The organism is Capnocytophaga sp. G2, from assembly GCF_035282625.1.
GTDB lineage: Bacteria > Bacteroidota > Bacteroidia > Flavobacteriales > Flavobacteriaceae > Capnocytophaga.
This window is the reverse complement of sequence record NZ_JAYKBU010000008.1, coordinates 88,832-110,909: the sequence shown is the minus strand read 5'-3', so window position 1 is coordinate 110,909 and position 22,078 is coordinate 88,832. Positions and strand designations below refer to the sequence as shown.

Here is a 22,078-nt window from a genome sequence, read left to right as displayed (position 1 = left end):
TCATTAATTTGTAATTTTGCACCAAAATTTTTTTATGGAATACGTAAGTGTTTTTGAAATGCTTAAGATAGGGATAGGTCCCTCCAGTTCTCATACACTAGGACCTTGGCGAGCTGCAGAAGCCTTTCTCAAGGAACTTAAGGAAAAACAAATCTTAGAAAAAGTTCAAAGTGTACGGGTGGACTTATATGGCTCCTTGTCCCTTACCGGAAAAGGACATGCTACTGACTTGGCGGCTATGTTAGGACTTAGTGGAACAGACCCTGAATATATCCCTGTGGAGAGTATTTCCTCCATTATTGAAACTATTAGAAAAGATAAAAAACTACACTTAGCAGGGAAATTCTTTATTCACTTTGACCCAGAAAAGGAAGTCGTTTTTAATAAGAAATTTTTACCTTTTCATGCTAATGGAATTACCTTCACGGCACAAGGAAAAGGAATGGAAACTTATGAATCCACCTTTTATTCCATAGGGGGAGGATTCATTGTCAAAGAAAAAACAGAAGAGTCCACAAAAGGAGAAGCAAAACAACAACCGGCTTTCCCTTATGAGTTTGATTCCGCTAGGGAGCTCTTAGCACACTGCCAGAGAGAGGGAAAGGAGATTTCTGAAATTGTCTTTGAGGACGAAAAAGCCCTCCGTAATCCGCAGAAAATACATGCTGAACTCTTACGCGTATGGAGTACAATGGCAGAATGTGCCTATATAGGGTGCCATACAGAAGGGACGCTCCCTGGAGGACTCAATGTAAGGCGTAGGGCTTATGATATACATAAAAAACTCATGGGAGGGGAGGTAATACCTTATGCTTCTTTTCAGGATTGGATAGAGGCAATCCGAAAGAGAAAAGTGGACTTCCGTGATACCCTTAAGTGGGTAACTTGTTTCTCCTTAGCGGTCAATGAGGTGAATGCCTCCTTAGGAAGGGTGGTAACCGCCCCTACCAATGGAAGTTCAGGGGTTATTCCTGCCGTATTACTTTATTATCTGACTATAGATAATCACAAAGGAACTCAGGCGCAAGTGGAGCAATTCCTCCTTACGGCAGGGATTATAGGAAGTCTCTTCAAAAAGCATGCTACTATCTCGGCTGCTATGGGAGGCTGCCAAGCTGAAATAGGAGTATCCTCTGCTATGGCGGCAGCGGGATTGTGTGAACTCTGGGGAGGGACACCCGAACAAGTGATGATAGCTGCTGAAATAGCTATGGAACACCACTTAGGACTCACTTGTGACCCTATTGGAGGATTGGTACAAATTCCTTGTATAGAACGCAATGCTATGGGAGCTATTAAGGCGATTAACGCTGCTGAATTGGCGCTGGAAACCAACCCTAAGAATGCAAAAGTACCTTTGGATAAGGTCATCCAAACTATGTGGCAAACCGCTCAGGATATGAACACTAAGTACAAAGAAACTTCAGAAGCAGGACTCGCAGTTGCTGTAAGTATAGCAGATTGTTAAGAATATTTTTATTACTTTAATATTTGGTGTTATAAGAGGGCTATCCCTAAAGGGATAGCTTTCTTTGTAATACTCCATAACCCCATGAACAAAAAAGAAAAAATACGCTTTATTATGGATACTTTGGAGGAACTATATCCTAACCCTCCTATCCCTCTTAATCATAAGGATCCTTATACCTTGCTTATTGCAGTTATCCTTTCTGCCCAGTGCACTGATGCTCGGGTGAACCAAATTACGCCTTTGCTTTTTGCTCAGGCTGATAACCCTTATGATATGGTCAAGCTCACTCAAGAGGAGATACGCCAGATTATTAAGCCTGTGGGACTCTCTCCTATGAAGTCCTATGGTATCTATCACCTCTCCCACATCCTTATTGAAAAGTATCAAGGGCAAGTACCTCAGTCCTTTCAAGCATTAGAAGCCCTCCCTTCTGTAGGACATAAAACAGCAAGTGTGGTTATGAGTACTGCCTTCGGGGTGCCTGCTTTCCCTGTGGATACACATATCCATCGGATGTTACAGCGTTGGGAAATCTCCGATGGTTCCTCCGTAGTGCAAAGTGAAAAGGACGCAAAAAAAGCCTTCCCTAAGCACAAATGGAACAAACTCCATCTGCAGATTATCTATTATGCCCGAGAATACTCCCCAGCACGCAATTGGGATATCTTTAAGGATATTATCACCTGTAAGATAAAAGGTAAAGATGAAAAATAAAAGATTACTTTTTACTTAACTTAACTAAAAAGGAGGCTATCAATTTCTTGACAACCTCCTTTTCGAACAATAAAAACAAACATTATTTCTTATACTCCTCTCTGAGCTTCTTAGCCGTTGCTACCATGGCGGATAATGCTAATTTGGTTTCCTCCCAATGGCGTGTTTTGAGTCCACAGTCAGGATTCACCCAGAGATTTCTGAAAGGGATCACAGCAATAGCTTTCTTCATTAGGTGGTAAATTTCCTCCTCAGAAGGCACTCGTGGGGAGTGAATATCATATACACCAGGACCTATTTCATTTGGATATTTGAAATCGGCAAATACATCCAAAAGTTCCATTTGAGAGCGAGAGCATTCAATAGTAATCACATCGGCATCCATATTGGCAATAGCTTCTATCATGTCATTGAACTCAGAATAGCACATGTGGGTATGGATTTGTGTTTTGTCCTCCACTCCTGAGGCGGAAATACGGAAAGCCTTAATAGCCCAGTTGAAATAATCCTTCCACTCATCTCGTCGCAAAGGTAATCCTTCACGGATAGCAGGTTCGTCTATCTGGATTATTTTAATGCCTGCTTTCTCTAAATCCATCACTTCATCGCGGATAGCAAGGGCGATTTGGTAACAAGTCTCCCAGCGAGGTTGGTCATCACGTACAAAAGACCACTGGAGAATGGTTACCGGTCCTGTAAGCATTCCCTTTACAGGAAGCTTGGTCAGGGATTGTGCGTACTTGCTCCAACGCACTGTCATAGGATTGGGGCGGGAAACATCTCCGAAGATAATAGGAGGCTTTACGCAGCGGGAACCATAGCTCTGTACCCAGCCGAACTTGGAAAAAGTATAGCCATTGAGCAGCTCTCCAAAGTATTCCACCATGTCATTACGTTCAAATTCTCCATGTACCAACACATCAATTCCTGTTTGCTCTTGCCAACGGATGGAGTCCTCTATTTCTTTTTCAAGAAGGCGGTCATATTCTTTCTCGCTAAGCACTCCTTTCTTGAAGGAGGCTCTCCAAGAACGTACCTCTTGTGTTTGTGGGAAGGAGCCAATGGTAGTGGTAGGGAAAAGGGGCAAGTGTAGGGCTTCTTCTTGCATTTTTCGGCGGATAGAAAAAGGACTCTTGCGCTTGCTGTCACTCTCAGTAATCTTTTTTACACGCTCTTTAACTTTAGGGTCATGAATTAGCGGGGAAGTCTTGCGATTCTCAGCAGCTCGCTTGTTTTCTTCAAAAGCAGCTTTTACCTCTGGACTAAGATCATGCCCTTGAGCAAGGGTTTTAAGAGTAGAAAGTTCCTTTACTTTCTGTTTGGCAAAGGCAAGCCATTGCTTGATCTCTGCAGTGAGCACCTTTTCATTATTTTCATTCTCTAAGTTACAAGGTGTATGTAGCAAGGAAGAAGAAGTACCAATAAGTAAGCGGTCATAACCGATAACCTCCTGTGCCTTTTCTATAAGGGTGAGAGAATGCTCAAAATTGTTTTTCCAGATATTACGACCATCTACCACTCCTAAGGAAAGCTTCTTGTCCTTATCAAGTGCCTTAAGTACCCCATCTAACTGTGCGGTAGCACGAACAAGGTCAATGTGTAATACGTCAAAAGGGAGAGACACTGCTAAAGAGGTATTATTATCCAAGGCTCCAAAGTAGGTAGTTAGAATAAATTCTGTTTTAGGGAACTTAGCCTTAAGCTCACCATACACCTTTCGGTAGGTTTCCTCAGCCCCTTGGGGAAGGTCAAGTACTAAGTAAGGTTCATCTATTTGGATGCTCTTAGCTCCTGCATCCACAAGGCTTTGTACAATCTGTATATAGACAGGGAGCAGGCTTGTTGCAAGCTCTAAGCGATGGAAGCCAGCCTCCTTTTCTTTTCCTAAGAGCAGGTAAGTAACCATGCCTAAAAGTACGGGTTTGGTCTCAAATCCATGTTTTTTAGCCAAATTATATTCGTTCAAAGGCTTGTTCACCTTCAAGGAAAAGGTTTGATTTTTGGTAAATTCAGGAACAATATAATGATAATTGGTATCAAACCATTTGGTCATTTCTGAAGCAGTAACATCTATGCCATCTTTTTGATAACCACGGGCAATGGCAAAATATTGCTTAAGTTCACAGAGTTCTTTGGTAGGGGCAAAACGCTGAGGAATAGCATTTACTGTAAAGGAAAAATCCAATACTTGGTCATATAAGGAAAAATCATTAGAAGGGATAAGATCTATACCTGCTTCCTTTTGCAAGCTCCAGTTATGGACACGGATTTTCTCTGCAACCAAGAGGAGTTCCTCCTCACTGAGATTACCTTCCCAAAAAGCCTCATTGGCTTTTTTTAGCTCGCGCTTCTCTCCAATACGCGGATAGCCTAACACATTTGTTCTCATATTCGCTTTATTTGTTTATTATTATTTAATAAGGATAGATAATCCCTTTTTACTTTTAGGGTGCAAAGATATAATATAATATTCTAATATCAAAAAAAAATTCAAAAAAAAATTCTAATTAAATAGAATTCTTTCAGAAACAATAATAGAAATAAGGAATATTGATAATATTTAAATATATTGCATGAGAAAATATATATTATATGGATATTTAACTATTTAATTAAATTATCTATAATATATTGGAACAAAATGAAGTTATGAACAAAAAATAAAGGTTTTGAACAGTGATTGTTGGTAAAAAATAATTAAGATTAACATATCCTTAGAAATTAATATGCGTGAAATTTACGAAATTTGTACCACAAAACCATTGATATAATTATACATAATAAAAGATGAAAACAGTTAAACATTGGCTGAGCTTGTGGGCATTCTTTATGATAGCCACCCTCTCGGCACAAACAATCACAGGAACCGTGTTTGATGGTGAAGAAAAAGGACCTCTTTTAGGGGCAAACGTCCTCATCAAAGGAACTACTCATGGAACTTCCACCGATGAAAAAGGAAAATTCACCCTTAAAACTACTCAGAAAAAGGGAATCTTAGTTGTCTCCTTTGTTAGTTTCAAAACCAAAGAAGTACCTTTTACTATTGTCAAAGGAAAGGCTTCTGTACAGGTAACTCTTATGCCCGATGCAGAGGAACTTACCGGATTGGTGTTCACCGGGAACACCTTGGTGGATATGGCAAAAGAACGCAAAACACCGGTGGCGGTCTCTACCATCCGTGCTGCTGAAATTACCAGCAAGTTAGGAAATCAGGAATTCCCCGAACTACTGAACAAAACCCCTTCGGTATATGCAACTAAGTCAGGTGGTGGCTACGGAGACTCTAAAATTAATATCCGTGGCTTCGGTAATGAAAATATCGCCGTGATGATTAATGGAATGCCTATTAATGACATGGAGAACGGTAAAGTATATTGGAGCAACTGGGCAGGAATCTCCGATGTAACCTCCTCTATGCAGATACAGCGTGGATTGGGTGCCTCTAAGTTAGCCATTGCCTCTGTAGGAGGAACTATCAATATTGTAACCCGTGCCTCCGATATGAATGAGGGAGGTACTGTATCTGCCGCTTACGGAAATGACGGATTCTACAAAGGATTGGCTGCCTATAATACAGGGAAAAGTAAAAAAGGATGGTCTACTTCTGTCCTACTAAGCCGTACTGCAGGAGCTACCTATGCGGAAGGAACTAAGTTCGAAGCCTATAACTACTTCTTCGCTTTAGGGTACGCCCCTAATGATAAGCATGCCCTTCAATTCATGTTCACAGGAGCCCCTCAATGGCACCACCAGCGTAGCAACCATATCTCTATTCAGGATTATCTGAAGTATGGAAAAGATGGAGAACCTAATCGCCGTTATAATTCCGACTGGGGATACTATAATGGTAAGGAATATAGCTTCCGCCGTAATGTATATCACAAACCTGTGATAATGCTTAATTGGGATTGGAATATAGAGGAACGATCCACCCTTAGCACTGTAGTATATGCTTCCTTCGGTCGTGGGTCAGGAACTCGTGATGCAGGAGGTGCTTGGACAGGAACCCACCGAAATGGCAGACCCACTATGCTGAATGCTTCTAACTTTAGAACTCCTGACGGACTTATGGATATTGAAAGAATGGTTAGGTATAATCAAGGAGAAGATGTCTCCACACCTAATCAACATGTTGAACTCCATGGAACTCCTTATGTAGCCAATGCAACTCGTAAGGTAATCAATTCCAATAACCAAGAAATGAACGTTACCGAAGGTTTCGCTCGTAAGGCTTCCGTGAACTCTCATAATTGGTTCGGATTCCTTACCAATTTCAATCATAAGCTCTCTGATCATCTATCCTTCAGTGTTGGACTTGACGGCAGGTACTACAAAGGGTATCACTATGAAGTGGTAAGTGATTTCTTAGGAACAGATTTCTACCGAGATGCTTCCAATAGGAATATTACCATCCCTCGTAATGTAACTCACTCTATCTCTGACAGACCTTCCTTTAACCCTTTTGGAGGACGTATAGAAAATCTGGATGACCAGATAACCTTCAGTAATGATGGTAATGTACGCTGGCTAGGGGCTTTCGGTCAGGTGGAATATACCAATGATAAGCTCTCCGCCTTTGCTCAATGGTCAAGCTCTATGCAGGCTTACCAGAGGATAGACCATTTCCTCAAAGAAGGTACTCTCGCCCTTAAAGGAAAACCTGAAACAGCTATGCAAACTGAGACCACCTATAAGAATATTCCTGGATATAACATGAAGGCTGGGGCTAATTATAATATTGATAATCACCATAATGTGTTCGCTAATATAGGTTATTATTCCCGACAACCTTTCTTCAACTCAGTATATCCTAACTATAAGAACTTTGTTAACCCTAATCTTACCAATGAAAAGATATTTGGAATAGAGTTAGGCTATGGTTTCAAAAGCGAAAATATCGCTGCCAATGTAAATCTGTATCGTACCTCTTGGAAAGACCGTTATGTACGTCGTGATAACCAATGGGACAGAAATACACAGTACTTTTTTGAAATGCTTGGGGTAACTGAAATCCACCAAGGGGTGGAAATGGATGCTACTTATCGTATCAATGAGTTAGTCAAGGTTAATGGTATGTTCTCTTTTGGAGATTGGTTCTACCAAGGAAAAGCCCAAGTGAATACTTTCCTTAGTGCAGATAATACCGAATATACGCTCTCAGGAAAAACAAGTAACCAGTTTGATGTGGATTTGGATAAAATAAAAGTAGGGGACTCTGCTCAGATGACCGCTAATCTCGGAGTGGTGGTAACTCCTATTGATAATTTCAATATTGACCTAAGTTGGCGCTATGTCAATAACCTATATGCAAGGCTGGATGTTGCCTCCTTAAGTAGTGCAAATAATACCAATAGGGAAAGTATTAAGCTCCCTCAGTATAACCTTTTTGATGGAGGACTTTCTTATAAGTTTGCTTTCGGAAAAAAACAATCCATTACTCTTTTAGCAAATGTAAATAATATATTGGATACTACCTATATTTCTGAATCCAATACCAATATTCATGCTACCAATACCAGTAAGACTTACAAAGGTATAGATGTGGCTAATAAAGTGTTCTTTGGCTTCGGTCGTACATGGAATGTGGGTGTAAAATACCAATTTTGATATGTTTTCATCAATAATTAAATCAGAAAAGCTGCCAACTGGGCAGCTTTTCTCCTTTTTATTATGAATGTATGAAATGTATACTTTTTACTTAAACCATGATTTTATCCTATTGAAAAATCCTTTAGGGAGCACATCAATCCCTAAGCCAAAGTTACTATCCCCTATGCGATGATAATCCTCTTTGATTGGCTGGATATTCTCTAAGGTAATTTCAACATTTGTGAGTGGGTCATAGGAAATCTCTACCTTCCCTGAACTCTTCTCAATAGTCTTTTTACTGGAATAGGAGAAAAAGTCATTGGAGAGTTCAAGCTCTTGTGTGGTATATTTTTCCTTCGTGTTAATAGGCTTATCAGCATAGAGCTCAATGAGGTAATGTTCGCTATCATAGTTATGCCAATAGCTGCTATCCTTATGGCGAAAGTCTATAAGGTCTTTCTTCAGTACACTATGGTCAAAGTACATAAGGAACTCTTCTCCTTCTTTGTTGGTGAAATAAGGATTAAGAATAGTAGCTTCATAACCAATGGTAAGTTCATTTTCTTCCTTGTCATCTTTCTCTATCTTAATGCTTACATCCTTGAATATCTCACGAATATCTTGCTCACTTCGGTCATTGACATAGTTCAGGTTATAGAAGAGGAAGCGATTCCAGCCATCTATGAGTTCCTTCTTGTTCGTTTGCTTAAAGTAGTTCCTCATATTGTTGGCACGGTTATAGCGATAGGTAGTATGTAGGGTTATCTTTCCTTTTCCTTCTTTGACCACTACCTTTACATGTTCATCTATACAAGGTAGGGCAAAGTGAGTAGGCTTACGCACACTAAGGGTTGAATTCTCCTTGATTTCCATGTAATGACAGAAGCTAAGTACCGTTCTTTTCTCTAATCTTCCAAACTCATTACGTGAGGTAGCATCTATGAAGTAATCCTCTCCTTTGTAGTGAATTTTTACAATTACGTGATTGAATGAGAGTAGGGAAGGAAGGTAATATTTTAAGTAAAAGTCAGCATTATAATTCACCAATACTACACTGGTCTCCACCCCTAAGTGGTCAAGAATAGTCTTCAGGAGTACACACTTAGCCTTACAATCCCCTTGCTTGTTATGATAAGTAATGGAAGGCTCCTGAGGCTTATGACCATTCATCTCATCGGCATTGTAAGTATAGTATATATTATTCTGTACATATTCAATGGCAAACTGTATTTTCTCATCTAAGGATGAGAATTTATCTAATTTTTCTACCAAATCCGGAGCAAAATCCTTCAAATCGGATGACTCCAATACATCTTTATATAAGGGATAAATATAATTGGAAAGGTCTTTCCAGGTACTCTCTGTAGCGAAGTCTATAAAAGGAAATATCTCTCTATTAGGGTCTACAGGGTTGATATAATCGGTATGCTCAATCTCTAATACTTCTCCCTTGTCCAAATATTTAATGGGCTGCTCTAAAGCGTTCCCCTGTTCATCTCGGAAGAAAAATTCTTTATAGGCTACTTTCTTTTGGCGATTGTTAATGAATTTGTAGTGGTATTTTCCATAGGCCCAATAGGTGTCAGGAGTAACATATATGTGTTTTACAAAATCACGACGAACGAACTCCTTCTCGGAGAACACTTTTGTACGTGAATCCTCCAAAATGAGAATATCATATAACCTGAGATCTCGAATAGAAATATTTATTTTCTTGGATTTGCTTAATACACCTCCATTACTATTGTTTTCATTATCAAGAACCTTTATATTAGTATCGGAGAGCTTATCTATATAAATACCATCACGAATAACAGCGATACGGTTGATTTCGTAATATTCATTCTCTTCCAAAACCATATCATTCACCGAGGCACGTTCTAAGTTCTCTGGTTGAGTGAGGGTGTATGCCATCAGAGCATAATCGGTGTTTTTCTCATCATCTACATAGAAATATTTGTTAAGAAGATAACAAAAATCTCTTCCTTCGTCTATCTGTTCTGTGGCAAAATCTGAATCCTTGCATAAGTCTATAATCTGCTCATTGGTCAAAGTAGCTGCCCATTCAGGAGCAGGCGCTATCTTATACCCTTGTTCTACTTCCATTATTAAATTTTTTATGTTTTTTTAAATAATTTTAATATTAAGGTTATTAACTCAAAAGCAAAGATAATTAAAAAATATCATTGCATAGGTAGAAAATAATTATTTTATCAAAATAATTAACAATTCATATAAACACATTAGTTTTTATTTTGTTTTGCTTAACAAAATAATATCTAAATATATCAAGACGCTTATTTCCCTGCTTTGAGAGCAGCTATTGTTTCTTCTGGATTAGGAGCATTGAATACAAAGCTACCTGCAACTAGTACATCGGCTCCTGCTTTTACCAGTTCAGGAGCATTGGTAGCATTAACCCCTCCATCTACTTCTATGAGTGTCTTGGCATGGTTCCTTAGAATAAGTTCCTTTGCTTGTCGCACTTTCTTATAAGTGTTCTCTATAAAGGACTGTCCTCCAAAGCCAGGGTTTACACTCATAATAAGGAGCAAATCCACTTCTGTAATAATATCCTCCAGAACGCTAATAGGTGTGTGAGGGTTTAGGGCAACTCCTGCCTTCATCCCTTCTTGCTTGATAGCCTGCAGGGTGCGATGCAAGTGCACACAAGCTTCATAATGTACTGAAAGAGTCGTACTTCCCAGCTGAGCAAAAGCATGTAGGTATCGGTCTGGGTCTATTATCATCAAATGTACATCCAAAGGCTTTTGAGCATATTTGTGAATGGCTTTTACCACAGGCATACCATAGGAGATATTAGGGACAAATACACCATCCATTACATCTATATGAAACCAATCTGCTTGGCTACGGTTGACCATCTCTATGTCCCTTTGTAAGTTAGCAAAATCAGCTGCTAATAGGGAAGGAGCAATAAGCATATTTAATCTAAATTAGAGTGTTTTTTAATTCAGTTACAAAGATACGTTTTTTTTCGAGGAATCAAAATAAAATATGAAAAAATGTCATATTCTTAAGTAGGCATACTTTTTGAAATGCTTACTCTCCCAAAGTTATTCTTTTCAATTTATGATACAAAAAGAACATTATCCTATAAGTGGTATGATGTGTGCCTCTTGCGCTATTACCGTTGAAAAGGTACTGCAACAGGCTCCAGGCGTTAAAGAAGTAAGCGTGAATTATGCCAATCAAAAGGCAAATATCACTTTTGACTCTCACATAACCTCTGCCCAAGCACTTAAAAAACTCGTTATTGATGCGGGCTATGATATGGAAATCAATGCCCTTAGTGAGCAAGATCTCAGGGCAAAGGAACAAATACGTTACAGGGCATTACAGCGCACCTTCTGGGGAAGTTTGCTTTGCTCTTTACCCGTCTTTGCCATCGCTATGTTTCATCTGCATTTTCCTTATAGTGATTATTTACAAGCCGTTTTAGCAACTATAGGGCTGTTTTTCTTTGGTAAACGTTTCTTTGTGGGGGCGTATAATCAATTAAAACATCATACTGCTAATATGGATACCCTGGTGGCGCTCAGCACCTCGGTGGCTTACCTATACAGTCTCTCAAGCCTTGTTTTTAGAGAATTCTGGCAAAGACAAGGAATCACCCCACACTTATACTTTGAAGCCGCTGTGATGATTATCTCCTTCATCCTACTGGGGAAGGTGCTGGAAGAATCTGCCAAAGGACGTACCTCTGAGGCAATCCGAAAGCTCATGGGACTTAAGCCTACTTCTGTATGGGTTAAGAAGGATAACCAATGGCAGGAAATACCCATTGATCAGGTGCAAGTGGGAGATGTTTTATTGGTAAAAGCAGGACAAAAAATAGCCGTAGATGGTCAGGTAACCCAAGGAGAAACCTTTATAGATGAAAGTATGATTACCGGAGAATCCTTGCCTGTCAAAAAGACAGTGGGGGATACAGTTTTTGCGGGAACTGCCAATGGACAAGGCAGTATTCAAATGCATGCCGAAAAGATAGGAGCACAGACCCTTCTCTCCTCCATTATTAAAGCTGTAGAGGATGCACAAGCAAGCAAGCCTCCCGTACAAAAACTTGTGGATAAAATTGCCGCTCTCTTTGTCCCTACTGTGATTGCGATTGCCCTATTGACTTTCTTCTTATGGTTACTTCTGGATAAGGAAAATGGATTCTCTCATGGACTGCAAGCCTTCGTTAGTGTGTTGGTCATAGCTTGTCCATGTGCCTTAGGATTGGCAACCCCTACTGCTATTATGGTAGGAATAGGTAAAGGTGCCGAGAATGGAATCCTTATCAAAGATGCGCAAAGTATAGAATTATCTAGCAAAATGAACGCTGTCGTACTGGACAAAACAGGGACTATTACTCAGGGAACTCCTACAGTAATATCTGATTTCTGGACAGATAAGCAGAAATATTTACCTGTATTATATAGCTTAGAACTACACTCCTCTCATCCCTTAGCTGAGGCGATTACTACCTATTGGAAAGGTACAGAACCTGTAGAACTTACTCAAGTAGAAGAGTTCGCAGGAGCAGGGGTACAAGCCCTTTGGGAACAAGAATGCTACCGAGTGGGAAGCTTGCAGTGGATTCAGGAAAATAATATTCCCCTCTCTTCTGATTTCAAAGAGAAAATACAGACCTACACCGTAGAGGGAAGCTTGGTGGTACTTGCCAGCAGTAAGGAAGTATTAGCACTTATATTCATAGCTGACCAAGTGAAAGATAGTTCCGCAAAAGCAATAAAAGCATTACAAAAACAAGGAATAGAGGTGTATATGCTTACAGGGGATAACCTACAAACAGCCAATATCATTGCTCAAAAGGTAGGAATCTCTCACGTAAAAGCACAAGTAAAACCCGCTGATAAACAGGATTTCGTAAAAGAACTCCAAGCACAAGGTAAGATAGTAGGTATGGTAGGCGATGGTATTAATGATAGTCAAGCCCTTGCCCAAGCCGATGTAAGTATCGCTATGGGAAAAGGTAGTGATGTTGCTATGGAGGTAGCACAACTGACAATTATTTCCTCTGACCTACTTAAAATCTCTAAAACGGTCAATTTGTCAGTGGAAACCTTGCGCACAATTCGGCAGAACCTCTTCTGGGCATTTATCTATAACCTTATAGGGATTCCTATTGCTGCAGGAGTACTTTATCTCTTTGGAGGAGGACTACTTAACCCCATGTATGCAGGAGCGGCTATGGCTTTCAGTAGTGTTAGTGTAGTAACCAATAGCTTACTCTTAAAACAAAAGAAAATATAAAAATAGTTATTTTGTCACTATACATGGTTAAAATTCTTTAATTAATGATAATTTGGAATGATTTTTGTTAATAATATAAGTTATCAATTTATTTTACATGGGGACACTTAGAGTTTGTCCTCCTAAGGAATATTGAGTTTATTTATTAATTAATAATTAATTATGAGTGTTTTTGAATTTAAAACTAATTTCAAATGTCAAGGTTGCGTGGATAAAGTAGGCAAAGAACTTGACAAAAATGGGCAAATTACCTCTTGGAAGGCGGATCTGACCTCTTCAGATAAGACTCTTACTGTAGAAACTTCCCTTTCTGCCTCAGAAGTAGCTAAAATAGTAGAAAAAGCAGGTTACAAGGCAGAACAAAAGTAAGATTAATCATCAGTCATTAACAATTTATCATTATAAATGAGACAGCTTAAAATTACCAAACAGGTTACCAATAGGGAAACTGCCTCTTTGGATAAGTATTTGCAGGAGATAGGTAAGGTGGACTTGATTTCTGCAGATGAAGAAGTGGAACTGGCTCAACGTATCAAAGCAGGGGATAAAGTCGCCTTAGAACGACTTACAAAAGCCAATTTACGATTTGTGGTCTCTGTAGCTAAGCAATACCAAAACCAAGGTCTTACCTTGCCCGACCTTATCAATGAAGGAAATATGGGACTTATTAAGGCAGCTCAGCGATTTGATGAAACTCGTGGATTTAAGTTTATCTCTTATGCTGTTTGGTGGATTCGTCAGTCTATTCTACAAGCATTAGCCGAACAGTCACGTATTGTCCGCTTGCCCCTGAATAAAATTGGTTCTATTAACAAAATTAACAAAATGTATGCCTATCTTGAGCAAACTCATGAGCGAATTCCTTCCGCTGAAGAGATAGCAAGAGAATTGGATATGTCCGTAAGTGATGTGAAAGAATCTATGAAGAACTCAGGACGACATATTTCCATGGATGCCCCTTTGGTAGAAGGAGAGGACTCTAACCTATATGATGTCTTACGTAGCGGAGAATCCCCCAATCCTGATAAGGAACTTATGCATGAATCCCTTAAAACCGAGATAGAACGTGCCTTGGAAACCCTTACTCCGCGTGAGGCAGATGTCATACGGCTCTATTTTGGATTGGGAGAGAATTATCCTATGACTCTTGAGGAAATAGGGGAAACCTTTGAACTTACTCGCGAACGTGTTCGCCAAATCAAAGAAAAAGCCATCCGTAGGCTCAAACATACTTCCAGAAGTAAAATCCTGAAAACTTACTTAGGATAATCTTGCTTAATAAAATTATTTTTTTTGAATTGTTGATTTTACGAAAGGGGGAGCAGATATTTCCTGACCCCCTTTCTGTTTTTTACTGAATCTACTAAGAAAGAACCTATTGACCTATCTACAAGTAATAGGTTTGATTCTTATTGATACGGTTACTTCTTAAAAAGAGATAGGAAAAAAGAGAGGAACAGGCGAAAATTTTCTTATAAATTGTTTAAATTTATTTGTCTATTGAAAAAAAATGATTAACTTGCGCCTTGTTATTATATCTTTTAAATGAAGTTATTAAAGTATCTTACTAATATTTTATTAATTACCTTTCTGATAGGCTGTTCAACTACAGCCGATACTTATTATAACCGACAATTTCGTATGATTCCTACGATGTATAACGTGTTATATAACGGAAATTTAGCCTTAGAAGAAGGTAAAAAGGAAATCGCTGAGAAACACGCTGAAAACTATTTTGAAATCCTTCCTGTGGAGCCTGAAACCTTATCGGATGAATATTTCCTTTCAGGGGAAGGAAACAAACATTTTGACCGTGCTGAACAGAAAGCAATTAAGGCAATTCAGCGCCATTCTATGGTCTTTGATGGAAAGCAAAAAAACCGAAAAATTGATGATGCTTATATGCTCTTGGGAAAGGCTCGTTACTATAATGGTCGCTATATCCCCGCTTTAGAAGCTTTTAACCACTTGCTAACTAATTATGGGCAAACCAACCAACGCTATAATGCTGCCTTTTGGAGAGAAAAAACACTTATTCAATTAGGTCGTGAGCAAATGGCGATTACTGATGTACATAAAATGCTCTCAGAAGAAAATCCGAAACGAAGAGAACGTGCCAACCTACATGCTATCCTTGCTCAAGCTTATATCAATCTTAAAGAATATCCACAAGCCATTGAAACTCTTAAACTTGCCAGTGAAGAAACTAAAGAAAAAGCCCAAAAAGGTCGCTATCTTTTCATTACAGGACAGCTCTTTGAGGCTATTAATCAAAAAGACTCTGCTCAGGTATATTACCAGAAAACCATTGATCTTAACTGGAATATCCCCCGCCGATTATGGGTGGAGGCTCAAGTAGGAAAAGCTCGTACCCAAACACTTTCCCAAGAGGAAAAACTTACTTATTCCAAGCAGTTACAGAAAATGGAGAAACTCTATGAACATAAGAACTTGCTTGACCTTATCTATTTCCAACATGGGGTGTTCTTGGAAGGAGAACAAAAAAATAAAGGAGCAATTAAGTATTATCTGCTCTCTTTGGACAAAAATAAGGAAAATGAGGGACTCAAAAAACGTACGCATGAACACTTAGGAGAACTTTATTTTAAGGAAAAAAAGTATCCCCTTGCTTATTCCCATTATGATAGTACTTTGGTGTATACCCCTAAGAATACATTAGAATATCTCTATATGAGAAGGAAAAGGGATAACCTCTCTCAAATTACCTCCTTTGAAAATACTATAGAAAAAGTCGATAGCCTCTCCCGTATTATGGCTATGTCTAAAGATGAAAAAATTGCTTTCTTCCAGAAATATTTGGATGATAGAAAGCAAACAGCTAAGAAGAATGAAGTTAAGATTACCAACTTTGGAAAAACCGTACAGAACCAAGCACAACTTCCTCAGGATGGTTTTTACTTCTATATACCTCAGGCAGTAGCCTACGGTAAGCAACAGTTCATTGAGCAATTCGGTGACCGCCCCTTAGTGGATAATTGGCGTTGGTCAAGCCTTATAACCACCAAGCAAACTGCAGAAGAACAAGCAGAGAGTCCAACCACTCAACCCCCTTCTCCTCAAGATTTTATAGAAAAGTTGCCTTCTGAAGCACAAATGGAACAACTGCGAAAAGATAGAGAATTAGCTCTCTATGGAGTAGGAGAACTTTATTGGGAGAAATTCAAAGATGACAAATTGGCACAGGAACGCTTTGCTCGCCTGCTCTCTATCACTCAAGATGATAAGCTTAAGGAGAAAACATTGTATCAACTCTATAGAATCAACGAAGAAAAAAATCCGACAGAAGCAGTCTCTTATAAGAATCGGTTAGTGAATCAGTATCCTCAATCAATATATGCAAAAATTATTTCAGGAGAGGCTAATACGAATGAAATAGAACTGCAAAAACAGTATGATTCTCTACAAAAACAGCTGGAAAACCAACAATATCAAGAGGTGATTGCTTATATTGATACTCATAAGCCTCAGTACGAAACCTCTCCTGAGGCTCCCAATTGGGAAATACTCCGGGCAAAAGCTTTGGGTCGCTTAGAAGGAAAAATTGCTTATCAGAACGAACTGGAACGTATTGCTCAGGAATATCCTAATACCAAACAAGCAGACCAAATACAAGAGATTCTTAAGAAACTCAAAGAAGAGGAAAATAAGCCTACTTTTGAATCCGATGAAAAAGCTTCTTCCTGGAAGGTGGTAACCCCAGTGTTGGATGAGCAACAGCTAGAGACCCTGAAGAATTATTTGGAGGAAAAGGGATTTGCTTACCTCTCTTTAAGCCAAGATGTATATGATGCTAATGAACAGTTTACTGTAATTCACGGATTTATGACCAAGCAAATGGCTGAGAGTTTTGTAGAAAAATATATTCAATATCAGGTAGAACAACAAGAACAAGCAGAAAAAGAACAAGCAGAAAAAGAACAAAAGAAAAAGAAGGAAGAAAAAAATGAAGAAAAAATAACTGCATTTAAAGAATTTTTTGTAATTTCGTCTGAGAATTATAGGATTATTCAGATGTATAAAAATAAAGAAGATTTTTTAAAAAAAAATAACTAACAATGTTTAATAAAGAAAATAAAAAACCTATGGCAACAGACAATTCAGTAGCGGGAAGTAACCGCATCGTAGGAGGAACTAAAATTAAAGGAGAGGTGAATTCCGGATCAGATTTCCGTATTGATGGTGAAATAGAAGGAACTATACAAACCTCCGGACGTCTTGTAGTGGGAAAAACAGGCGTTATACATGGAAATGTTATTTGTACCAATGCCGATATAGAAGGTAATGTACGGGGAACTCTCGTGGTGAAGAGTACTTTGAGTCTCAAGGCAACAGCCATTATAGAAGGAGAAGTACAAGCCGATAAACTCGCTATAGAACCAGGAGCAGTATTCAATGTAAAATGTAGTATGGGAAGTGGAAATCATAATGCCTCCAAGGAACCACAACCTTTGATGAATGAACCCAAAAAAGAAGTTAAATAATTGGGTGAAGTTTTCCCAATTGGGAATACAAATGGCAGTTACTATTGGTATTTGTGCCTATTGTGGGAATTGGTTAGACCAGAAATATCCTACTATTGCCCCTTGGGGAACAGTAGGAGGGGGGCTTTTTGGGGTATTTGCTTCGCTATATCTTGTAATAAAACAAGTAAATCAGATGGAAGAGGAATGATTTATTTATGATGAAAAAATGTTTTTTATGGGGCTTTCTATGTCCCTTATGTGTACAAGCACAAGAGGTACAACTCTTACAAGAAGGGAAAGTACAGGAGTTATTCCCCTTCAAAGTACAGAAAAAATTAGGAATCTCATTTCCTATAACCAAAGTGTATACTTACCAAGATGAAGAAGGAAAACACTTTTGGGTATTCTCCGAGAATAAACTCTATGACTCTTCCAAAAAAGGAGAAAAAGTATATAGAAAAAATAATGAAGGAGAGGTCATTAATGATAAGATTAAGGCTTTTCACCTTCTTAGACAGGAGAATACTTTTCAAGTAGTGAAAATACTCTATGATTATCGTCCTAAATGGGAAGAATGGGAGTTTTCTATTGGGTTCTGGACAAAGTTCTCCTCTTTAACGGATTTGGACAAGGACGGTTATGTGGATCCTATTATTGTCTATGGGGCAACTCCTACTGACGGAGACCCTGACCGGGGAAAAGTAAAAATTATAACCTATTATAAGGGAGAGAAAGTGGGGATTCGCCATCAAGATGCTCCTGATGACAGCGGAAGAGAAACACAGATAGATGCTACTTATTATAAGTTACCTAAGCCGATCCGACAGAGAATATTTGATACCATTAATCGCTTACAAGAACAACAATTGACCCTATTCAATCCAGAGGATTTCAGAAAATTAAAAAGATAAAAATGCAATTCTGCAAAAAACAATAAATATGGACTTACTAGAAAAAAGTAAAATGAATGCTCAATCGTGGCTTACTCCAGCCTTTGATGCAGCTACTCAAGAAAAAGTTCGTCAGCTACTCGCCGGAGAAAAAGAGGAACTGATAGAATCTTTCCATAAGAATTTGGAGTTTGGTACCGGAGGAATGCGCGGTATTATGGGAATAGGTACCAATCGTATGAACCGTTATACTTTGGGTAAAAATACTCAGGGATTGAGTAATTACCTCAAGAAGGTATATCCTAATGAGCAAGTAAAGGTAGTGATTGCTTATGATTGCCGCCATAATTCACAAGAATTCGCAAAAATAGTAGCCGATGTGTTCTCTGCCAACGGTATTAAGGTGTTTCTTTTCTCACAGTTGCGACCTACCCCTGAACTTTCCTTCGCTATAAGATTCTTGAAATGTCATAGTGGGGTAGTCCTTACGGCTTCCCATAATCCGCCAGAATATAATGGATATAAAGTGTATTGGACAGACGGTGGACAGCTCGTACCTCCTCAAGATAAAGAAGTAATGGAGGCTATTGATAAGGTACAGTTCGCTGATATAAAATTTAATGCCAATGAAGCACTTATTGAAAAGATAGACACTCAGGTGGATGAAGCCTTCATGAAAGCCTCTTTAAGCAAAGCTAATTTCCCTATCAAAGGAAAGGAAAACCTAAAAATCGTATATACCCCTTTGCATGGCACTTCAGTAACCATTATCCCTAAACTTTTTGAACGTGCAGGCTATACCTCCTTACACATAGTGGAGGAACAAGCGACTCCTGATGGAAGTTTCCCTACAGTGAAATCTCCAAATCCTGAGGAACCTGAAGCTCTTACCTTAGCACTAAAGAAAGCAGAAGAACTTGGGGCTGATATTGTCTTTGGAACTGACCCAGATAGTGACCGTATAGGAATAGCCGTACGGGACCTCCATGACAAAATGGTATTACTCAATGGAAACCAAACTATGCTCATGATGACTAAGTACCTTCTGGACAAATGGAAAGAAAAAGGAGAGAAAACAGGGCATGAGTTTATTGCCTCTACAATCGTTTCTACTCCTATGATGCGGAAACTTGCCAATGCCTATGGTGTAGAGTATAAGGAAGGTCTTACTGGATTCAAGTGGATAGCCAAGATGATTAAGGACTTCCCTAACCAACAGTTTATTGGTGGAGGAGAGGAAAGTTTTGGTTTTATGGTAGGAGATTTTCTCCGCGATAAGGATGCGGAAACCTCTTCCTTATTGGCTATGGATATTGCCGCTGAAGCTAAGGCTAAAGGAAGTTCTTTCTTTAAGGAAATGCTTAAAATGTATCAAGAATACGGACTTTATCAGGAATACTTAATCTCTATTGTAAGAAAAGGAGTAAGCGGAGCTGAGGAAATTAATCAAATGATGAAGAACCTCCGTGAAAATCCTCTTAAAACCATTGGAGGAGAAAAAGTAGTACGCATTGAGGATTATCAAACTTCTATTGCCAAAAATCTCCTTACAGGTGAGCAAACTCATATAGAAATTCCTAAGTCCAATGTGCTTATTTATTATACTGAAAAGGGAACTAAGGTAGCTGCACGACCTAGTGGTACAGAACCTAAAATTAAGTTCTATTTTAGTGTTAATGCACCTTTGTCCTCCCCTGAGGCTTTTGAACAAACACAAAAAGAACTCTTATCTAAAATCCAACAGATTACCAAAGAATTGAATCTGTAATACTTAATACTTTTTTGGATGAAGAATTGATTTTCTTATATATTATTGAATGAACGTAGCCAATATAAAAAGACTCTATCCGTATGTACTTCCTTATAAAAGGTATGTATTTTTGAATATTTTTTTCAATATCCTATATGCACTCTTTAGCTCCTTATCCTTTGTGGCACTCATCCCAATGCTTGAGGTATTGTTTGATTCTAATAAGAGAATATATCATAAGCCTGTATATAAGGGAATTGCAGAGGCAAATACTTACTTTAAGGAATACCTTAACTATCAGGTAACCCAGCATACAGGAGGAGATCCCGTACAAGCACTCTCTTATATTATTGTATTAGTGTTATTCTTATTCTTTCTAAAGAATATATTCAATTATTTAGCTATTGTATTTATTAACCTCTTACGTAATGGAGTGTTGAAGGATTTACGTAATATGATGTATAAGAAAATCATTTCTTTACCTATTTCTTACTTTTCAGAGAAGCGAAAAGGGGATGTTATCTCACGCATTACTACAGATATCAATGAGTTTCAAGTCTCTTACTTGAGTATATTGGAATTTATTGTAAGGGAGCCACTTACCATTATCTTTACTATTATTATCATGTGTGGGATTAGCCTTAAACTTACTATATTTGTTTTTGTTTTTATTCCTATTGCAGGACTGGCAATCTCAAGAGTAGGGAAAACACTTAAGAAACATTCAGGACGTGTACAAGCCGAACAGGGTTTCTTCCTCTCCTTGATAGAAGAAACTATCTCAGGGCTCCGTATTATTAAGTCCTTTAATGCACAAAATGCATTTATTAAGCGTTTTACGGATTCTACCCAGCGGTTCTTCTCCTATTCTAATAACTTATCCTATCGGCAGAACTTAGCCTCTCCTATTAGTGAGTTCTTGGGAATCTTGGTCATTGGGATTCTCTTATGGTTCGGTGGTACTATGGTACTGGTGGATAGAACTTTAGGGGGCTCTGAGTTTGTTGCCTATATGGGGCTGGCTTATAATATATTGACCCCCGCTAAGGAGATTAGTAAGGCTGCTTATCGGTTGCGACAAGGAGATGCAGCAGCACTCCGTGTATTGGAGGTAATTCATGCGCGGAATCCTATTTTTGATAAGGAAAATGCCTTAGAAAAAACAGATTTTCAAACCGCAATCTCACTCAAGAATATATCTTTTAAATATGAAAATGAGTATGTACTCAAGGATTTCTCTCTTGAAGTACCCAAAGGAAAAACAGTGGCTTTGGTAGGTCAGTCAGGAAGTGGAAAGAGTACCATTGCTAACCTTATTGCTCGGTTCTATGATGTGGATAAAGGGAGTATTGCCTTTGATGGGATTGATATCCGAGAGATTAAGATACATTCTTTGCGAAACCTTATTGGAATTGTCTCTCAGGACTCTATACTTTTTAATGATTCTATTACTAATAATCTCCTTATAGGAAAGCCTTCAGCTACAGAAATAGAAATACAAGAAGCAGCAAAGGTTGCTAATGCTTATGAGTTTATTGAAGCTCTACCTGAGAAGTTCCAGACCAATATTGGTGACATGGGAGGTAAGCTCTCCGGAGGACAAAAACAACGCTTAAGTATCGCCCGTGCTGTACTGAAAAACCCACCTATCATGATACTGGATGAAGCTACCTCCGCTTTGGATACAGAAAGTGAAAAATTAGTGCAAAATGCCTTAGAGAAAATGATGATGAATCGTACTTCTTTAGTGATTGCACATCGCCTTTCTACCATTCAAAAGGCGGATATTATTGTAGTGATGGAGAAAGGAAAAATTATAGAACAAGGAAATCACACTACACTCATGGCTCAGAACGGAACTTATCGTAAACTTGTGGAAATGCAATCCTTTGAGTAG

Annotated in this window: 15 protein-coding genes; 12 read left to right on the top strand and 3 right to left on the bottom strand. The window is 38.7% G+C overall.

The annotated features are described in order from the left end of the window. Positions 1-34: 34 nt before the first annotated feature. Entirely contained in the window at positions 35-1,468 is a 1,434-nt protein-coding gene (locus VJJ03_RS06325) for an L-serine ammonia-lyase (protein WP_323974484.1), read from the top strand. Positions 1,469-1,552: 84 nt separating this feature from the next. Beyond that, positions 1,553-2,185, top strand: coding sequence for an endonuclease III domain-containing protein (locus tag VJJ03_RS06320; protein WP_009746058.1), 633 nt, complete (start codon positions 1,553-1,555; stop codon positions 2,183-2,185). A gap of 82 nt (positions 2,186-2,267) precedes the next feature. Here the strand turns inward: VJJ03_RS06320 and metE are convergent, their stop codons facing one another. Then, entirely contained in the window at positions 2,268-4,574 is a 2,307-nt protein-coding gene (gene metE, locus VJJ03_RS06315; RefSeq protein WP_323974482.1) for a 5-methyltetrahydropteroyltriglutamate--homocysteine S-methyltransferase, read from the bottom strand. 398 nt (positions 4,575-4,972) lie between these two features. Between metE and VJJ03_RS06310 the strand changes: the two genes are divergently transcribed. Next, positions 4,973-7,792: a TonB-dependent receptor gene (locus VJJ03_RS06310; RefSeq protein WP_323974480.1), complete on the top strand. Its 2,820-nt coding sequence runs from the start codon at positions 4,973-4,975 to the stop codon at positions 7,790-7,792. Between the two features lie 87 nt (positions 7,793-7,879). On the opposite strand, the gene VJJ03_RS06305 is transcribed toward VJJ03_RS06310, so the two are convergent. Further along, positions 7,880-9,880: a hypothetical protein gene (locus tag VJJ03_RS06305; RefSeq protein ID WP_009746055.1), complete on the bottom strand. Its 2,001-nt coding sequence runs from the start codon at positions 9,878-9,880 to the stop codon at positions 7,880-7,882. A 191-nt stretch (positions 9,881-10,071) separates the two neighbouring features. Beyond that, positions 10,072-10,719, bottom strand: coding sequence for a ribulose-phosphate 3-epimerase (gene rpe / locus VJJ03_RS06300; RefSeq protein ID WP_009746054.1), 648 nt, complete (start codon positions 10,717-10,719; stop codon positions 10,072-10,074). 148 nt (positions 10,720-10,867) lie between these two features. Between rpe and VJJ03_RS06295 the strand changes: the two genes are divergently transcribed. From VJJ03_RS06295 to VJJ03_RS06255, 9 genes are all read left to right on the top strand, one after another. Further along, positions 10,868-13,057, top strand: coding sequence for a heavy metal translocating P-type ATPase (locus VJJ03_RS06295; protein WP_009746053.1), 2,190 nt, complete (start codon positions 10,868-10,870; stop codon positions 13,055-13,057). A gap of 162 nt (positions 13,058-13,219) precedes the next feature. After that, complete coding sequence (locus tag VJJ03_RS06290) at positions 13,220-13,426, top strand: heavy-metal-associated domain-containing protein (protein ID WP_009746052.1); 207 nt, start codon at positions 13,220-13,222, stop codon at positions 13,424-13,426. A 36-nt stretch (positions 13,427-13,462) separates the two neighbouring features. Next, positions 13,463-14,326 (top strand): sigma-70 family RNA polymerase sigma factor, encoded by an 864-nt coding sequence (locus VJJ03_RS06285; protein WP_009746051.1) that lies wholly within the window; start codon positions 13,463-13,465, stop codon positions 14,324-14,326. Positions 14,327-14,602: 276 nt separating this feature from the next. Next, positions 14,603-17,131: a hypothetical protein gene (locus VJJ03_RS06280; RefSeq protein WP_323974478.1), complete on the top strand. Its 2,529-nt coding sequence runs from the start codon at positions 14,603-14,605 to the stop codon at positions 17,129-17,131. Between the two features lie 2 nt (positions 17,132-17,133). Next, the gene (locus tag VJJ03_RS06275) at positions 17,134-17,559 is read left to right on the top strand and encodes a bactofilin family protein (RefSeq protein ID WP_009746049.1); all 426 of its coding nucleotides are present in this window, start codon (positions 17,134-17,136) and stop codon (positions 17,557-17,559) included. Further along, entirely contained in the window at positions 17,534-17,749 is a 216-nt protein-coding gene (locus tag VJJ03_RS06270; protein ID WP_009746048.1) for an AtpZ/AtpI family protein, read from the top strand. Before VJJ03_RS06275 ends, VJJ03_RS06270 begins: the two co-directional genes overlap by 26 nt. Positions 17,750-17,759: 10 nt before the next feature. Continuing rightward, complete coding sequence (locus VJJ03_RS06265) at positions 17,760-18,452, top strand: M949_RS01915 family surface polysaccharide biosynthesis protein (RefSeq protein ID WP_416377847.1); 693 nt, start codon at positions 17,760-17,762, stop codon at positions 18,450-18,452. Between the two features lie 28 nt (positions 18,453-18,480). Beyond that, positions 18,481-20,199 (top strand): phospho-sugar mutase, encoded by a 1,719-nt coding sequence (locus tag VJJ03_RS06260; RefSeq protein WP_009746046.1) that lies wholly within the window; start codon positions 18,481-18,483, stop codon positions 20,197-20,199. A 49-nt stretch (positions 20,200-20,248) separates the two neighbouring features. Next, complete coding sequence (locus VJJ03_RS06255) at positions 20,249-22,078, top strand: ABC transporter ATP-binding protein (protein WP_323974474.1); 1,830 nt, start codon at positions 20,249-20,251, stop codon at positions 22,076-22,078.

What these genes read in the sequence shown, in the direction of transcription:
- VJJ03_RS06325 (WP_323974484.1), top strand. Translation starts at nt 35, where the DNA reads ATGGAATACGTAAGTGTTTTTGAAATGCTTAAGATAGGGATAGGTCCC.
- VJJ03_RS06320 (WP_009746058.1), top strand. Translation starts at nt 1,553, where the DNA reads ATGAACAAAAAAGAAAAAATACGCTTTATTATGGATACTTTGGAGGAA.
- metE (WP_323974482.1), bottom strand. Translation starts at nt 4,574, where the DNA reads ATGAGAACAAATGTGTTAGGCTATCCGCGTATTGGAGAGAAGCGCGAG.
- VJJ03_RS06310 (WP_323974480.1), top strand. Translation starts at nt 4,973, where the DNA reads ATGAAAACAGTTAAACATTGGCTGAGCTTGTGGGCATTCTTTATGATA.
- VJJ03_RS06305 (WP_009746055.1), bottom strand. Translation starts at nt 9,880, where the DNA reads ATGGAAGTAGAACAAGGGTATAAGATAGCGCCTGCTCCTGAATGGGCA.
- rpe (WP_009746054.1), bottom strand. Translation starts at nt 10,719, where the DNA reads ATGCTTATTGCTCCTTCCCTATTAGCAGCTGATTTTGCTAACTTACAA.
- VJJ03_RS06295 (WP_009746053.1), top strand. Translation starts at nt 10,868, where the DNA reads ATGATACAAAAAGAACATTATCCTATAAGTGGTATGATGTGTGCCTCT.
- VJJ03_RS06290 (WP_009746052.1), top strand. Translation starts at nt 13,220, where the DNA reads ATGAGTGTTTTTGAATTTAAAACTAATTTCAAATGTCAAGGTTGCGTG.
- VJJ03_RS06285 (WP_009746051.1), top strand. Translation starts at nt 13,463, where the DNA reads ATGAGACAGCTTAAAATTACCAAACAGGTTACCAATAGGGAAACTGCC.
- VJJ03_RS06280 (WP_323974478.1), top strand. Translation starts at nt 14,603, where the DNA reads ATGAAGTTATTAAAGTATCTTACTAATATTTTATTAATTACCTTTCTG.
- VJJ03_RS06275 (WP_009746049.1), top strand. Translation starts at nt 17,134, where the DNA reads ATGTTTAATAAAGAAAATAAAAAACCTATGGCAACAGACAATTCAGTA.
- VJJ03_RS06270 (WP_009746048.1), top strand. Translation starts at nt 17,534, where the DNA reads ATGAACCCAAAAAAGAAGTTAAATAATTGGGTGAAGTTTTCCCAATTG.
- VJJ03_RS06265 (WP_416377847.1), top strand. Translation starts at nt 17,760, where the DNA reads ATGAAAAAATGTTTTTTATGGGGCTTTCTATGTCCCTTATGTGTACAA.
- VJJ03_RS06260 (WP_009746046.1), top strand. Translation starts at nt 18,481, where the DNA reads ATGGACTTACTAGAAAAAAGTAAAATGAATGCTCAATCGTGGCTTACT.
- VJJ03_RS06255 (WP_323974474.1), top strand. Translation starts at nt 20,249, where the DNA reads ATGAACGTAGCCAATATAAAAAGACTCTATCCGTATGTACTTCCTTAT.